Genomic DNA, 15,384 nt, shown 5'->3' on the forward strand with positions numbered 1-15,384 from the left:
ATAATGTCTTATACGGGGATCGGCGTCCGCGATAAGGAGAAGCGACATGACAGCTCGAAGCCAGAACAACCGGGTCATTATTTTCGATACCACCCTGCGCGACGGCGAACAGTCGCCGGGAGCGAGCCTGACCATCCGGGAGAAGCTCAGGATCGCCCGGCAACTGGTCAAGCTGGGGGTGGACGTGATCGAGGCCGGGTTCCCGATCGCCTCGGAAGGCGATTTCGAAGCCGTGAAATCGGTGGCCGGGGAGATCAAGGGCACGACCGTGGCCGCTCTGGCCCGGTCCCTGAAAAAAGACATCGACCGCGCCGCCCAGGCGCTGGAGAAGGCGGAAAACCCCAGGATCCATGTTTTCCTGGCCACGTCCAAAATCCACCGCGAGTTCAAGCTGCGTAAAGCCAAAGACGAGATCATCCGCCAGGGGGCGGCGGCGGTCAAGATGGCCCGCGCCTATTGCTCCGACGTCGAGTTTTCCCCGGAAGACGCTTCCCGAACGGAACCGGAATTTCTGGCTCAGGTCGTCGAAGCCGTCATCGGCGCCGGGGCCGGCACCGTCAATATCCCCGACACCGTGGGGTATTCCACCCCCTCGGAGTTCGGGGACCTGATCGCGTATCTCTACGGAAAAGTGGCCGGCATCGAACGGGCCGTGATCAGCGTCCACTGCCACAACGACCTGGGGCTGGGCGTGGCCAATTCCCTGGCCGCCCTGGAAAACGGCGCCCGGCAGGTCGAATGCACCATCAACGGCCTGGGCGAGCGCGCGGGAAACGCTTCCCTGGAGGAATTGGTCATGGCCCTCAAGGTACGGCGGGACATCTGGGGGCTGACCACCGGCATCCGTTCCCGGCAGATATACAAGACCAGCCGGCTGGTGAGCCATCTCACCGGCCTGGCGGTCCAGCGCAACAAGGCCGTCGTCGGCGAAAACGCGTTCGCTCACGAGTCGGGGATTCATCAGGACGGCGTGTTGAAGGAACGTTCCACCTACGAGATCATGTCCCCCGAAGACGTCGGGGTGCCGACCAGCACCCTGGTGCTGGGCAAACATTCGGGGCGGCACGCCTTTCGCGATCGGATGAAAGCCCTGGGCTACCGCATGAGCGAAGACGAGCTGGAGAACGCCTTCACTTCCTTCAAGGCGTTGGCCGATAAGAAGAAAAACGTCTACGACGAGGACCTGGAGGCGTTGATCGACGATATTCTCACCACCGGCCCGCGCATTTTCGCCCTGGAATATCTGAACGTCACCAGCGGCAACCGGACGGTGCCCACCGCCACCGTGCGCCTGAAGAAGGGCGCGGAGACGTTTCAGGACGCGGCCTGCGGCGACGGGCCGGTCGACGCGGCCTGCCGGGCCATCGACCGGATCACCGGGATCAAGGGGGAGATGAGCGACTACGAGCTGCGGGCCCTGAGCCAGGGGAAAGACGCCGTGGGCGAGGTATCGATGATCGTGCGCAGCGGGCGGGAGACCGTATCCGGACGGGCCTCGAGCACCGACGTGATCGAAGCCAGCGTCCGCGCCTACCTCAACGCCGTCAACAAGCTGGCCGCCTCCCGGAAGAAAGCGGCCCCGAAGCGGCGGGGCCCGCGCCGGAGCGCTTAAGCATGGCGATCGTAATCGCCCTGATCGTGCTCCTGGCGGGGTTGGCGGCGGGGAGCTTCCTCAACGTCTGCATCCACCGGATTCCGGCCGGCGAATCCGTGGTCGCTCCCCGCTCCCACTGCCCGGCCTGCTCGGCGAAGATCGCCTGGTTCGACAACATTCCCATGCTCAGCTACCTGATTCTCAAGGGGAGGTGCCGATCCTGCGGGGAGCCGATTCCGCTCCGATATCCCCTGGTCGAGGTGGCGACCGCGGGGCTCTTCGCCTGGAGCTATCTCTATCTGCTCTTTCACGGCGTTCCCCTGAGGTACCTCCCGCTCGTGCTCCCGTTCTACTGGTGGTTCGCCGCTTCGCTTTTGGCCCTCAGCGTCATCGACATCGGGCACCAGATCATTCCCGACCGCATCACCCTGCCCCTGGGCCTGGTCGGCTTGGGCTTCGTCCTTTTCCTGGCCTGGCTGGGGAGCGAGCCCTTGCCCGACGTCATCCTCCGGTCCCTGTTGGGGGCGGCGGCCGGGGGTGGAGTCCTCTGGCTGCTGGGGACCCTGGGCAAGGCGTTGCTCAGGAAAGAAGCCATGGGGATGGGGGATGTCAAGCTGATGGCGGCGGCCGGGATCTGGCTGGGCTGGGAGATGGCGCTTTTCTCCATCTTCCTGGGGGCCGTGGCCGCCGCCGTCGCCGGCCTGGTCCTGATCGCCCTCGGGCGCCGGGGCCGACAGGACCGGCTTCCCTTCGGTCCCTTTCTTTCCATCGGATGCTGGCTCGGCCTTCTCTACGGTTGGCGCCTGGTCCGTTGGTACCTCTCGCTGTACGGTTTCTAAGTCCGAACGCGCCGCCGGCCGAGGCCGGCGGCGGCGGTGGGGGTGAATATGGCGGACAAACCTCGACGCGGAATCGTCTTCGGAATCGCCGCGGCGGGTTTCATCCCCACCGCGGTTCAGGTCATGCTCCTGCGGGACCTGACGGCTTTGGCCTCCGGCAACGAACTGGCCCTGGGACTGGCCCTGGGTTCCTGGCTGGCCTGGGGAGCCGCCGGCAGCCTGCTGGCCTCCCGATTCCGCCCGACCCCGGCCGGGCTGGCGCGGTTTCTTCTTCTGGGCGCGGCGCTCGCTCCCGGGACCATGATCGCGGTCAGAAGCGCGCCCCTGCTCCTGGGGCTGGTTCCCGGGGAAGTCATCGGATTCTCCGGTTTGCTTCCGCTCTACCTGTTGCTGCTCGGCCCCTTCTGCGTCTTCAACGGCGCCGTCTTCGCTCTGGCCTGCCGGGCATCGGGCGCCGGCCGGGACGCGGGATTATTCTACCTGGGCGAGGCCCTGGGCGCGGCGGCGGGCGCGGTTCTGGCCGCACTGCTTCTGGGAAAGGCCCTTACCCCTCTTCAACTCGCTTTTGGGGGGGCGGGGGGCTACTGTCTGGCCGCGGCGGTCGTCTCCGGATCGAAGCGTTTCCGGGCGGCCACGGCGGCGGCGGCCGTTATCCCGGCGGCAGTCGGAATCTCGGCCGGCGCCGAAATCGACCGCGCGCTGGTCGCGGCCCGTTGGGACGGCTACGGCCTGGTCTCCATCAGCGGATCCAACTACGGGGAACTGGTCGAAGTCGAGAAAGAGGGGCAGATATCCCTGTTCCTCAACGGGATCCTGGCCGCCGCCTGGCCCGACCGCCACGGGGCGGAAGCGGCGGTTTATCCGGCGCTGTTGGCCGTGGAAAAGCCTCGACGGGTTCTGCTGGCCGGGGGCGGCCCGGGAGAACTGCGGGAAATTCTGCGGTCCCCCCGGGTGCAAGAAGCGGTCTGGGTCGAACCCGATCCCGAGGCGGCGCGGGTTATGGCCGGCTTCCCCGGGACCGGGGCGATATTCGACGATCCGCGGGTGAGGATCGTCCATGAAGATCTCCGGGTTTACCTGGGGAGAGCCGGGGGCGCCTTCGATCTCGTCCTCCTGGCGCTTCCCGATCCGGTCAACGCCTCCGTCAACCGCTTCTATACCCTGGAATTCTACCGAGCCATCGTTCGCCGTTTGGCTCCCGGGGGGATCTGCGCGTTTTCCGTCACCTCCTCGGAAAACTACATCGGCCCCGAACAGGCCCGTTTCCTGGCCGCCCTGCAGCGGACGGCGGAGAAAGCCTTCGCCGGGGTGGAACTCGTTCCCGGGGATCCCTGCAACTTTATCTGCGCGCGGGGAAAACGCGCGCCCCTCGACTACAAGCTGCTGGCCGCCCGCGCGCGGGCGGAAGGGCTGCATCCCCTCGCCGTAGCGGAAGGAACGCTGGAGGACCGGCTGTCGCCGTTTCGGACCGCGGCCTTCGGGAACGCGCTCAACACCGCCGCCGGCGCGGCGGTCAACCGCGACCTGCGCCCGATCTGCTATTACTACAACGCCGTCCTCTGGAGCGGCTACTTCAAAGGCGGGGCCGCCACCTGGTGGAGCCGGATCCTCTCCGCCGCTTCGGCCATCGCCTGGTGGTGGTTTCTGCTCCCGGCCGCGGGAATCGGAGCCGCCGGCGCCGCCGGGCTGGGACGGAGCCGGCCCGCCGCCCGGGCCCTCGTAGCGTGGGGAGCCTGCACCGTCGGCTTCATCGGCATCCTGCTCCAGATCGTGCTGATGATCGGTTTTCAGGTCCGATACGGAACCCTTTACCGGGACCTGGGTTTTCTGGTGGCGGGGGGCATGTTCGGCCTGGGCGGGGGAGGGTGGCTGGGTTTGCGCCTGGACCGACCGACCGGCGATCCTTTCCGGCGTTTTCTTCTCGTCCTAGCGCCCGCCGGGCTGTTCACCTTGGCGTCGGCGGCCCTGCTGGTCGGATTCCCCGGCTTGACCCGCTGGCAGTTTTACCTCCTGGCCGCGGGCGCGGGGGCGGTGGGGGGGCTTCCCTTCCCGACCGCGGTCAGGGTCTTGACCTGGACCGGGACGGCACCGGGAGCGGCAGGAGGAACCGCTTATGGCGCGGATCTGGCCGGCGCCGCAGGCGGCGCCGCCCTGGTGAGCGTGGTCATGATCCCGCTGCTCGGCCTGCCCCTGACCTGCCTGAGCGGCGCCCTGGTGGTCTTGTCCGGCTGTCTGGCCGTCGCTTCGGTCCGGCGGCGGGGCTGATCAGCCTCCGGGGAGAGCGGGACTGGCGGGACCGTATTCGTATTCCTCGTCCTCCTGTTCCTCCACCTGAGGCTCCAGGGTGACATCGGGGCCCGGACCGTACGATTCGAACCAGGGCTGCATCGCCCGCATCCGCTCCAGGTTGCCGTCGGCGTCGTCGCGGTCGACTTCGTCTTCCACCAGCTCGGCCAGCGTCTTTTCCGGCCAAGCCCGGGGCACGAGCTTGACGGCGTCCACTCCGGAGCCGGGGGGGAAGGAAAGCCATATTTCCACCTCTCCTTCCCGCAGGGGAAGGTCCACCGCCCTGGTCCAGTCGTAGGCATCGGCGCGGGGAGGATATACCGGCCGCTGGTCGAGGATCGTTCCATCGGGGCCCTTGACCATGCATCCTATCGGCGCGGCCCCTCTCCCCAGCAGGTAGAGCGTATAGATATCGTCGTCTTCAATCTTAACCGCGCGCCCCCCCCACTCGGCGGCGGGGCCGGAAGCGGTCATCCTTATCCCATTGGTCTTCTTCCCGGGAGCGCCCTCGTCTCCTTCCCGGTAAGCCGGGGATTTCTCCAGCAACTGCTCGGCTTCGACGGTGATGCCGGGGAAATCCCCTATGTTGGCCAGGGTCTCGTCTTCCCGGCCGACTCCTCTTTCCTGAAAACCCAGGCGGAAGAGCAGATCCAGATAATCCTCGGCGGCGGCGGCGTGACGGATGATGCGGAACCCGTCCATGCCGGCGCCGGGAGGAAGCTCGAACTGAACGTGATGACGATCTCCCTCCATGAAAAAAGCTCCCACCGGGGTCCAGGAAAAATCGTCGGTGGAAAGCGCGGGAAAATAACTTTTATCGCGCCCGTAATCGAAACCGACGATCTGGCGCAGCCCCCCGAAAACCCGGGCCTCGAACCCGTAAAGCCCGGGACCGGGCAGGTCCACCTCGTATTCGAGCGCGGCCCCGCCGGCGCCGGCCGCAACCCAGCCGGTCCCGGAATAGGAACCGTGTTCGTCCCCGCTCTGAACCGTCCAGGACCCGGCGGCCTTCTGAAAGCGTTCGCACTCCCGGAGCAGGAAAAACCCGGGAGCGACGGGGAGTTGGTCGAGCAGATCGAGGGCCCGGATAACGCTTTCGGCCTTTTTCCCGTACCGCAGCGCCTGCTCCGGCTGGAACCCGGAACGGGGCGCGAGGCTGGGGACGGCGTCGGTGATCAGCTCGAAAGCGTCGAGCGCCCCCTCCGGGGGCACGGTGACGGTGATGTCGTGCGGGCCCGGAGAGAGCTCGAAATCGCCCACTTCGCGCCACTCGAGTTCTCCTTCCGAAGACGGCACCCGGACCCGGCTCTCGTCGATCATCCATTCCTGTTCCCCCCCCAGGGAACGGACCTGCAGAAGATAGGTCCGGCGGGCGGGCAGGACAAAACGGAAGGTGATCAACCCTCCGCCGGCGCCGGCCTGGAGATAAGCATCCCCGCTGGGGACGCCGTAGCGGAGCGTGACCTCCTTCTTCACGCCGGTGGAAAAATCGGCCTTTTCGGCTTCGAAACGCAGATAACCCGGTTGGGATATGATCTCGATGTAATTCTGAATGGTCCCCGGCGAATACAGGCGGGACTGGAGCCCCGTAAACCGGGCCAATTGCGTGACCCAGTCGGCTTCCGTGACGGTTTCGGCGCCGCGGACGGCGCCGGGCGGGCAAACCCACCCCGCCGCGATGAGCAGAAATACCAATACGCGGTTCATTCGAATCCTCCTCGCCCGGCGGAGGGCGTCGCGGTTGAGGAAAATAACCCTTGCCCCGCCCCGACGGTTTGTCCGGTCCCGGAGCAGCTCGCTTCGACCTCGCCCCTTAAGACCTCCACCTGCGACCTGCCGGAGGGACCGGCTTTCACTCTGAACTCGGCATTATGAGATAATACCTCCAAACCGGGAGCGATGACAACCATGGCGTCTCCCGTCCGGTTCTCCCCCGCGCCCGCGGAACAGACCACCCGGCCCCGGGCGACCCCGATCGCGGCGGCGGCCTTTTCCTCCGGGGAAAGGCACACGCACCGGCTGAGCTGTCGCACCGAGATCCGGTTGCCGGCGGGGTATTTCAATTCCAGGGACGATCCGAGCGGCGTCTCCACGACATCCCCGGCTTCCAACAGCAACCCTTCCCGGACCGGGACCCAGTTCCGCTGACCCCGGGGACGCACCCGCGGCGCACCCAGGCAGCGGAGCACGACCGGTTGCCCCCGGGGACGGAGAAGAGGCAGGGGGACCCAGAGAACGGTGCCGGGATTGAGGAGCGAGTTTTCTTCCTCGACCTCGTTCCAGGCTTCCGGACGGACCAGGGCTTCGGCGGCGAGGGTGTCCGGGGTGTCGCCCACCCGTACCAGGATACCCCGGGAGGGGAGATCCCCGCCGCTTCCCGAAAGCAAGGCCGCCGCCAGGAACAGCGAACGGATCATGGGCCGATCTCCGGAGAAACCACCAGCAAACGCGGCCCGCACGGAGGCCCTTCGAGCCCTTCGGCGGTGAGGGAGCTCACCCTCCAGAAAAAGGTTCCGGGCGGCAGTTCGCTGCCCACCCCATCCGTCCCCGCCGCCAAGCGGTCGTCGACGACCACCGCAAAGTCGCGGTCGGCGGAAATTTCCAGACGGTACCGCGCGGCCCCGGGAACCGCGCTCCAGGAGAAAGGACGGGACAACGGGTCGGGCGCGACCACGGCGCCGTTCATGGGGACGATCAGGCGGGCGGGCGGCGGGGGCAGGGGGGAGGGCGGCGCGGCGGCACGGGCCGAGAAGGCCAGCAGCGCGAACAGTCCGGCGGCAAGCGGTTTCATTCTTGGATTTTCCCGTCCTCCTCTAGGCGCAGTATACTTGCGGGCGGGGAGGGTTTTCATCATTTTTCCCGATCGCCGGGGCAGAAGAGCCGGAATGGAACCGGAGCATGTATTCTGCTATTATCGGAACATGATCTCACGGGAGCGGAAAAGCGAGACCGGCGCAAAAATACCGGCTCTCCTGGTCGTCGACATCCAGAACGATTTCGTCGAGGGGGGGGCCCTGGCGGTCCGGGGCGGCCGGGCGGTCGTGCCCGTCATCAACCGGCTTATGCCTCTCTTCCCCCTGGTGGTCGGTACCCGCGATTGGCACCCCCGCGACCACGGCAGCTTCCACACCCAACACCCCGGAGCTCAACCCTACCAACTCGGGGAACTGGGGGGACACCCCCAGGTGATGTGGCCGGTTCACTGCGTCCAGGGCAGCCCGGGAGCGGAACTGCTCGACTCCCTGGATTGGCGCCGCTTCCGCAAGCTGTTCTCCAAGGGGACGGACCCGACGGTGGACTCCTACTCCGCCTTCTACGACAACAACCACCGCAACCCCACCGGCCTGGGAGCCTTTCTGAAGGAACACGGCGTCTCGGACCTCTTCATCGCCGGGCTCGCTCTCGATTATTGCGTCCGCTTCTCCGCCGCGGACGCGCGCGAATTCGTGGACGCCGTTTACGTGATCGGAGACGCCACGGCCGCCGTTTCCGTCGAAACCGAGCGGGAAACGCTGGCTTTCCTGCGGGAAAAGGGCATTGCCGTCATCGACTCGCTCCGGGTGCCCTCGATTTTGAAGAAACGGGGATTCGACCGGGGAATCCCCCCGCTCCGGACGCGGCACGTGCGGACAACGGAAAAGGACGGATCATGAAAACGCTCTACGCGATTCTGGGCGCGGCCGTGGCTGCGGCTGCGGCCGCGGTGGCCGGGGCCGACGAGGTCGTGCTCGAAAACGGCGACCGCCTCACCGGCAGCGACTGCCGGATCCAGGGGGAAACCCTGACCATAACCACGCCGTGGGGAGGAAAGGTGTCCCTGGATACCGGCGGAGTCTCCAAGGTGCTTTTCGCCGAACCCGTTCCCGTCCTGTATGTGGACGGGGGGGAATTCGAAACCACGGAGCTGCTTGCCGCCGACTCTCCTTTCAGCCGTTTGAAATCGGCGAACCCGGCCCCGGTCAACCCCTGGTCCCTCTCGCTGGCCCTGGGATACGGTCTGGCCGACGGCAACTCCAACCAGAGCGATTTCAACGGCGCCCTGGACGCCGGCTACCTGGTCGAGGACATCAGCCGCTTCACCCTGGGGGCCCGCTACGCGTACGGGAACGAAAAAAAAGAGGGGGAGAGCCGCCGCGATACCACCGACAACGGGCAGGCATGGCTTCAGGCCGACGTCTTCATCTTCGATTTCAGCTACGCCTACGCCCGTTCCCAAGCCGGGTTCGACCGGATGAAGGACCTCACCCGCCGGCTGGAGAACGGGGTCGGGCTCGGCTACGATCTCCTGCAGAGCGAACACGGCTATGCGGGGGTGGAGGCGGGGGCGGGTTATATCGACAGCCGCTACGACGGATCTCCCGACCAGCACGGCGTACATCTGCGGCTGGCCCAGAACGGAAACTATGACTTGTCTTCCCTGCTTGCCGTCAACGAAACCGTCAGTTATCAGCCCAAGGTGAGCGAGTTCTCCCACTATCTTCTCGACGCCGAACTGGCCCTTAAATTCACGGTTGCGGGCAACCTTTATCTGGGACTGATCCTGAGCGACCGCTACGACAGTTCCCCTCCCGAGGACAAGAAAAACAACGATATCGGTATTTCCGCGGCTTTGGGGTACTCACTCTAACGGAAGAAGCCGCCGAGGGAACCCGCGGCGGCGACACCAGCGATGAGCTGCTCCGACCGGAAGAAACCGAACAAACGGCGGCACTGGGTTCTCAAGACGGTCCTGGGCCTGGCGGCGGCCGCCCTCGGGGCCAGGCTGCTGCTGTTTTTTTACGGAGCCGAAATCGTCTCCTGGACCGCGACCCGGTTTTTGGGACTGGACACCCGCGTGGAACGGCTGAGAATTTCCTTCAGCGGCGGGCGCCTGGAAGCCGCCCGGGCCCGCATGGCCCAACCTCGGGGTTTCGGAGAAGGACCGATGTTCGCCTTCGAGCGCCTGGAGCTCGGGTTCAGCCCGGGCTCTCTCCTGCGCGGCCGCCCGGCGGTGACGACGTGCACCCTCATCGGCCCGACGGCGGCGATGGTGACCGACGCCGCCGGGCGCCTCAATTTCTCCGAGGCTTTCCCCTCCGAAGACGACCCCGCCTCCGACTCGGATGCTGACGACGGCGGGGACGCCGGTCGTTTCCGCATGTCGGTGGGCGCACTGGACCTCCGCGGCGGAAGCTTCACTCACCGCATACTCCCGCCGGCCCAGGGCTCGGCCCGCGCGGCGGCCCCGATGCCGGCGGGGGCGGTTAAAACCGTCGATCTCCATGTCAGCGGCGCCCGGATCGATACCGCCTTCGAGGTCCCGGTCTTCGTCGACCGCGGCTCCCTGGCGCTGAGCGGAGGGACGCTTTCCCAGCCGGCCGATTTCGGGACCGGGCCCCTGTTCACCTTTCAGCGACTGGAGGCCGAATTCGGGCCGTTTTCCTTCGCCGACGGGATCGAGATCGAACGGTTGGCCGTGGGACAGCCGTCGGCGCTGCTGATCATGAGCCGGTCGGGGATTTTCAATATTTCCGCGGCTTTCGCCTCCGAAACCGGCGACGGGGGAGGAGACGGAGGGGAAGGAGGGCCCGCCCCGGCCGGGCCGCCCCCGATGGAGATACGAAGACTGACGGTAAGCGGGGGGAAGTTCGCCTACCGCGACTACCTCAGCGCTCGACCGGGAGAGAAGACCCGAAACGACGCCCCTTTCCTTGCTTTGGAAGGCTCGGACATCGAGATCGTCGCGTCGGCGGTCCGTCTCAGACCTTCCCCGGGGGCACCGGCCCTGCCGCCGGCGGAGCTCGAACTCAGGGCCGGGATCCGCCAGGGCCAGCTTCCCAAGGCTCTGCTGGGAATCATGCTCAAGGCCGGCCCCATCGACGGGGAGATACCCCTGATCTCCGGCGTTCTCCGCATCGTATCCCTGGAATTGGACACCTTGGGAGACCGGGTGCCCGCCGGAACCCGCAAGGCTCTAGGCGGAGACGTGGTCGACGCCGGGGTCGACCTGGGCCTGACCCCGCACCGGCTCGACTGCCTGGTCACGGTCGAGGCCGACGGATCGGGGGCGCCGCCGTTGACTTTGCGGATCGAGGGGAGCCCCCGGCACCCGAGCGTGGACACCTCCAGCGTGCTTTTCGGGATTCTCACCCGAACCGGAGGAGCGGTGGGCAACGTGTTCCTGGGAGTAGGGAAGGCGGGATATCAGATCGGGGCGACCACCATCAACACCGTGGGGACGGTCGGGGCCGGGGCTTTCAACATGATCTATTCCCTGGGGAAAGGCTTGGGGACGACCGTGGTCGGGGCCGCCACCGCGGACGGCGAAAAAATCGCCGCGGGGCTGACGGAAGCCACGGTGGGCACCGCGAGCGAAGCCTTTCATGCCGTCGCCGACGCCGGGGGCGAACTGGTTTCCGGAACGTTCAACGCCGCCGAGGCCGCCACCGATGCCGAAAGCGCCCAACGGTGGCGGGCTGCGCGGGATACGCGTTGGGAACAGGTCTGGAAAGACGCGGCCCGGACCCTGGCCAAGATTTCCTATCCTCCGCTCTCTTTCCGCGATGAGACCGTTCTCCCCGGCCGGGCCGATACCGCGGATTCCTCCGGGGCGGGAGACGGAGCGCTGCCGACGCCTACCCCGGTCAGCCGGCCAAGCGGCGGGCAAAGCGCGCCTTGACCGGCCGGGCCGCGGATGCGGATTTCCGCCGGGGGAACAGGGGGAGAGCAAAGAAGCCGATTCCCAGCAACGCCCCCCGTTTCAGAAATTGTCTACGGCTGATTTTTTCCATGAATCGACTTTCTCCTGTTTCGGCGGTCAGATCCGCGTTTTCACTCCCAAACTCCGGGGAGGGGAGCGCCGCAGGCGGAGCAGGTTCCGTTTCTGACGGTATTCTTGAGGACCCGGAAACCGTTTCGCACCACGGCTTCGGTTCCGCAGGAGGGGCAGACCGTCGCTTGTCCCTCGATGCCGGAAACGTTTCCGATGTAAACGTAGCGGAGCCCCTCGGCCAGGGCGATCCGGCGGGCCCGGATCAGCGTCTCCGCCGGAGTGGGCGGTAGATTGCTCAGCTTGTACATGGGATGAAACCGGGAAAAGTGCAGGGGGACGTCGGGGCCCAGGTTGGCGGCGATCCACCTGACCAGCCAGGTGATCCGGTCGTCGGAATCGTTCAGAGTCGGAACGATGAGGTTGGTTATTTCCAGCCAGACTCCCAGTTTCGCCATCACCTCCAGCGCCCGCTGGACCGGCGCCGCGGTGCCCGAGCAGTAAGCCCGGTAAAAAGCATCGTCTCCCTTGAGGTCTACGTTGGCGGCATCGATCAGGGGACAGATCCGCCGCAGAGGCTCTTCGTTGATATAGCCGGCGGTGACGAGAACGTTCTTGAGTCCGAGACGGCGGGCGGCCGCAGACGAATCGTAGGCGTATTCGTAAAAAACGACGGGGTCGTTGTAGGTATAGGCGATGGACCGGCAGCCGTTCTCTTTCGCGGCCGAGGCCACCCGCTCCGGAGGAAGGTCGGTGTTCCGGGTTTCCTCGGGTCCCCGCTGGGAAATTTCCCAGTTCTGACAAACCTTGCAGTGGAGGTTGCACCCCGCGGTGGCGATCGAAAAAATCGAGGTCCCGGGCAGAAAATGAAAGAGGGGTTTCTTCTCCACGGGGTCGAGGTGCACCGCGCAGGGGTTGCCATAGACCAGGCTCATCAATTCCCCGCCGATGTTCTCCCTCACCCGGCAATCCCCCCGCTGGCCCGGAGCCAGGCGGCAGGCGCGGGGACAGAGCAGACATTGCACGGAACCGGCGCTCATTCGCTCTTCTCCCAGAAACGGGCCGGATGGGGGATGATCCCGTGGGCGGCATAATCGGAAGGTTGATCTTCCTCCATCTGCGCGGCGGGGGAGGGGCCGGCGCCGGCGCCGCCCGGGGAAGAACCTCCTTTTCCGCAGCCTCCGCCCCCGAAAAGCAGAGCCAAGGCGGTCAGGGCCGCCGCGGACAGGACGACGTTACCCGCGTTTCGGTTCAATCCGCCATGTTCTCCTTATTTTCGGCATATCCGGCAGCAAGCAACCACCCATATATTTGACGAACGCGGCCCGGCGGGCGTTCATCCGCCCGTCACCGCCCCGGGACGCGAATCCTTCCGGGCGGAAGAATTCCCCTCAAACGGGTACGTCGAATCTCCCCGAAAAACCGTTCTCCGGCGACGCGATTATACCATGCCGCCCGGGCCGCGGCGCCGGCGCTCAAACAGACGGGGTACGAACGAAAAAAAGAAAGGGGCAAGACTGGCGCCGAAACGGGGGTTGATCTCCAGGAGCATGGGGCGCCCCGCGCGTTCCTTGTAGTTGAAGCAACACAGGCCCTGGAAGCCGATGGCGGCCAGCACCTCTCCGAAGAGAGCCAGGTGGGGGCACCGGCGGACCCGGGTATAAACGGGCCGGTCCTTGCCTTTGACCGGCAGCGGGGTCTCGAATCCATATTCGACGTCCAGAGCGCAGACCACGCTCCCATTCCTGAAGACGATATGGGTGGCGTATTCGCGATTCCCGGGCACCAGTTCCTGGCGGAAATAGTCGGTCCGGGCGAGAAGATCCGAAAATCTCTCTTCGTCCCCGGCGTTGCGGACGACGTGGGTGTTCTCCCCCCATCCGTCGACGTTTTTTTTCAGAATATAGGGAAAGGAGGAAACCGCCTCCAGCGCCGGCACGGACCCGGCGAAACCGGCCGCCGCGAGAAAGCGGTTCAGCCGGCTTTTATCCTCGCAGAGCCGGACCGCGTCCTGGGCCGGGATGGGCAGGGGGTTGGCGGCCACCGCGTCGCGCATGGAATTCAGGACCGCCAGGTCGGCGATAGTGAGGGGTACGACCAGATCGCAGTTCGATACCGCCGCGCGGGAAAGTTCCCCGAAAAAAACCTCGTGCCCCGTGAACCGGAACCCGGCCCGAAGCGGTTTCTCCCAATCCTTCTTCTCGGAGAAAAGAATACGCAGTCTGCGGGAGAAAGCGCGACGGGCGCGGATCAGTTCGCGGATACGGTAGACCCGGCCGGAGAGGGCCGCCCGCGCCAGCGAGGGGGCGCGACGCGGGTTCCGGCCCCGTCGGTTCATCGTCTTCCACCGCGGTCGTGCCGCTTCCGGAGCCAAGCCCGGCGCTGCGGCTCGGGGAACTTCTCGATCGCGGTGCGCAACATCGTCCGCGGCATTTCCCGATGGTGCGCTTCCAGGAACCCGAGTTCCGCCCGCGGATCCCGGTTCCCGATCTCCCGCAGCATCCAGCCCACGGCTTTGTGAATCAGATCCTCCCCGTCGTCCAGCAGGTTCCGGGCCAGGGCGAGCGTTTCGGAATAATCCCGGCGCTTGATGAAATGGAAGGTGGCCATGACCGCTATCCGGCGTTCCCAGAGGCCGGTCGAGGCCGCCAGCTTCGCCAGAGGGGCCCGGTCCCGGTCCCACAAATGGGCCCCGACGATATGTTCGGCGGAGCAGTCGACCAAATCCCAGTTGTTGACGAAGTCGGTCGATTTCAGATAGGCCCGATAGATTTCTCCCCGGGAAACCGCCGACTCGGCCGCGCGGTAGGCCGCGACCAGCATCACCAGAGCCAGATGCCGGATTTCGTGAAAGGGCGAAGACAGCAGCTTCAGGATTTCTCCCAGAGGCGCGCCGGCGCGGGCCCGGGCGCAGCGGCGGATGACGGGGACCCGGATGCCGAGGAAGACGTCACCCTCGCCGTACTCCCCCGGCCCGGTCTTGAAAAACCGCCGGGACCGCGCCGCCTGCTCGGGGTCGGCGAGAGCGCGGAGCTCGGCGGCGATTTCTTTCGCGCTCGCCGTCGGCGATCGCTTATTCACCCTTGACGATCTCCTCGATGGGCCCGTGGAGGTTCTTACGCACCCAGTCGTCCATTAAGGCGGCCATAGCCTTGCGCCCGGGCTCGGGGTTGAGGGATCGGTACTCGGGAGAATGAACGAGGCTATGCCAGGGGCTGCCGTCCTCGATCAACACCCGGTCGGTTTCGAGATCGTAGAGAGCGTGGTTCAATCCCCCTCGGACAAAAATCAGGTAGCGGTCTTTCACCAGTTTCAGGTGCGGGTCCCGACGGTGGTGGCCGGCTTCCGTCCAATTCCAGAAAAGGGTGCGCTGCGCCCACTCTTTTTCCTCGGGAGTGCCGGCGTTGACGAACCCCCGGGGAATGCGAAGGGTGGTGGGATCGACGTCCGAGTCGATTTTCAACACGTACCAGGTCTCGTCGTCGATTCCGACCCGGTCGGTGTAGAGGACAAACTGGCGCTTCCCGTCGGGAGCGACGATGTGCTCGAGGTACTGCGGGGGCTGGGAAGCCCGCTTGATGAAATCGGCCATCCTGAAAACCAGCAAGGACTCTCGGGCGGCGGTCAAACCGCCGACGGTCAACACCGCCCACATCGCAATGCGCACCCCCTGCCGGAGCCGGCACCAGAGGCTGCAGAAAAAGGCGTAGATGATGAGCGTCACAGCGAAGGGGCTCGCTCTCAGGAACATCCCTTCCAGCCCGAGAGGCCTTCCCAAGAGGCAATACATGATGTAAGGCGTTTTCGCTGTCCTCGCCCACCAGAAGACCAGGACGTAGCACAACGCGACCGCCAAGCCGGCCCACACGATCAATGTGGGTAGATAGATTTTCAGAAGGGTCCGATTCCCGGGCATG

14 protein-coding genes are annotated in these 15,384 nt (G+C 65.8%); 6 read left to right on the forward strand and 8 right to left on the reverse strand.

Annotated elements, in window-relative coordinates; translation table 11 throughout:
• Nucleotides 1-46 precede the first annotated feature (46 nt).
• The 3 genes from PLZ73_07590 to PLZ73_07600 are packed head-to-tail and all read left to right on the forward strand — an operon-like array spanning nucleotide 47 to nucleotide 4,698.
• On the forward strand, nucleotides 47-1,612 hold the full coding sequence (locus PLZ73_07590; GenBank protein ID HOO77736.1) for a 2-isopropylmalate synthase: 1,566 nt from the start codon (nucleotides 47-49) through the stop codon (nucleotides 1,610-1,612).
• Between the two features lie 2 nt (nucleotides 1,613-1,614).
• Nucleotides 1,615-2,433: a prepilin peptidase gene (locus PLZ73_07595; GenBank protein ID HOO77737.1), complete on the forward strand. Its 819-nt coding sequence runs from the start codon at nucleotides 1,615-1,617 to the stop codon at nucleotides 2,431-2,433.
• A gap of 48 nt (nucleotides 2,434-2,481) precedes the next feature.
• A complete protein-coding gene (locus tag PLZ73_07600; protein ID HOO77738.1) occupies nucleotides 2,482-4,698 on the forward strand; it encodes a hypothetical protein in 2,217 nt (738 codons plus the stop codon).
• Here PLZ73_07600 and PLZ73_07605 read toward each other — a convergent pair whose 3' ends face one another.
• The 3 genes from PLZ73_07605 to PLZ73_07615 are packed head-to-tail and all read right to left on the reverse strand — an operon-like array spanning nucleotide 4,699 to nucleotide 7,510.
• Nucleotides 4,699-6,426 (reverse strand): hypothetical protein, encoded by a 1,728-nt coding sequence (locus PLZ73_07605; GenBank protein ID HOO77739.1) that lies wholly within the window; start codon nucleotides 6,424-6,426, stop codon nucleotides 4,699-4,701.
• Entirely contained in the window at nucleotides 6,423-7,136 is a 714-nt protein-coding gene (locus tag PLZ73_07610) for a FecR domain-containing protein (protein ID HOO77740.1), read from the reverse strand. The genes PLZ73_07605 and PLZ73_07610 overlap by 4 nt, the downstream gene beginning before the upstream one ends.
• Entirely contained in the window at nucleotides 7,133-7,510 is a 378-nt protein-coding gene (locus tag PLZ73_07615) for a hypothetical protein (protein HOO77741.1), read from the reverse strand. Before PLZ73_07615 ends, PLZ73_07610 begins: the two co-directional genes overlap by 4 nt.
• 169 nt (nucleotides 7,511-7,679) lie before the next feature.
• Here PLZ73_07615 and pncA point away from each other — a divergent pair, with 169 nt between their 5' ends.
• From pncA to PLZ73_07630, 3 genes are read left to right on the forward strand one after another with little or no spacing between them, the layout of a single operon-like run.
• Nucleotides 7,680-8,372 (forward strand): bifunctional nicotinamidase/pyrazinamidase, encoded by a 693-nt coding sequence (gene pncA / locus PLZ73_07620; protein ID HOO77742.1) that lies wholly within the window; start codon nucleotides 7,680-7,682, stop codon nucleotides 8,370-8,372.
• On the forward strand, nucleotides 8,369-9,346 hold the full coding sequence (locus PLZ73_07625; GenBank protein ID HOO77743.1) for a DUF481 domain-containing protein: 978 nt from the start codon (nucleotides 8,369-8,371) through the stop codon (nucleotides 9,344-9,346). The genes pncA and PLZ73_07625 overlap by 4 nt, the downstream gene beginning before the upstream one ends.
• Nucleotides 9,347-9,388: 42 nt before the next feature.
• Nucleotides 9,389-11,377 carry a hypothetical protein gene (locus PLZ73_07630; protein HOO77744.1) on the forward strand — a complete coding sequence of 663 codons (1,989 nt, stop codon included), beginning with the start codon at nucleotides 9,389-9,391 and terminating at the stop codon, nucleotides 11,375-11,377.
• Nucleotides 11,378-11,529: 152 nt separating this feature from the next.
• Here PLZ73_07630 and amrS read toward each other — a convergent pair whose 3' ends face one another.
• From amrS to PLZ73_07655, 5 genes are all read right to left on the reverse strand, one after another.
• Nucleotides 11,530-12,507 carry an AmmeMemoRadiSam system radical SAM enzyme gene (amrS, locus tag PLZ73_07635; protein ID HOO77745.1) on the reverse strand — a complete coding sequence of 326 codons (978 nt, stop codon included), beginning with the start codon at nucleotides 12,505-12,507 and terminating at the stop codon, nucleotides 11,530-11,532.
• Nucleotides 12,504-12,722 carry a hypothetical protein gene (locus PLZ73_07640; GenBank protein HOO77746.1) on the reverse strand — a complete coding sequence of 73 codons (219 nt, stop codon included), beginning with the start codon at nucleotides 12,720-12,722 and terminating at the stop codon, nucleotides 12,504-12,506. Before PLZ73_07640 ends, amrS begins: the two co-directional genes overlap by 4 nt.
• A gap of 186 nt (nucleotides 12,723-12,908) precedes the next feature.
• On the reverse strand, nucleotides 12,909-13,805 hold the full coding sequence (locus PLZ73_07645; protein HOO77747.1) for a hypothetical protein: 897 nt from the start codon (nucleotides 13,803-13,805) through the stop codon (nucleotides 12,909-12,911).
• The gene (locus PLZ73_07650; GenBank protein HOO77748.1) at nucleotides 13,802-14,548 is read right to left on the reverse strand and encodes a DNA alkylation repair protein; all 747 of its coding nucleotides are present in this window, start codon (nucleotides 14,546-14,548) and stop codon (nucleotides 13,802-13,804) included. The genes PLZ73_07645 and PLZ73_07650 overlap by 4 nt, the downstream gene beginning before the upstream one ends.
• Nucleotides 14,541-15,383 carry a hypothetical protein gene (locus tag PLZ73_07655; GenBank protein HOO77749.1) on the reverse strand — a complete coding sequence of 281 codons (843 nt, stop codon included), beginning with the start codon at nucleotides 15,381-15,383 and terminating at the stop codon, nucleotides 14,541-14,543. The genes PLZ73_07650 and PLZ73_07655 overlap by 8 nt, the downstream gene beginning before the upstream one ends.
• Nucleotide 15,384: the final 1 nt, after the last annotated feature.

The organism is bacterium (genome assembly GCA_035380285.1).
Taxonomy (GTDB): domain Bacteria; phylum Auribacterota; class Erginobacteria; order Erginobacterales; family DAOSXE01; genus DAOSXE01.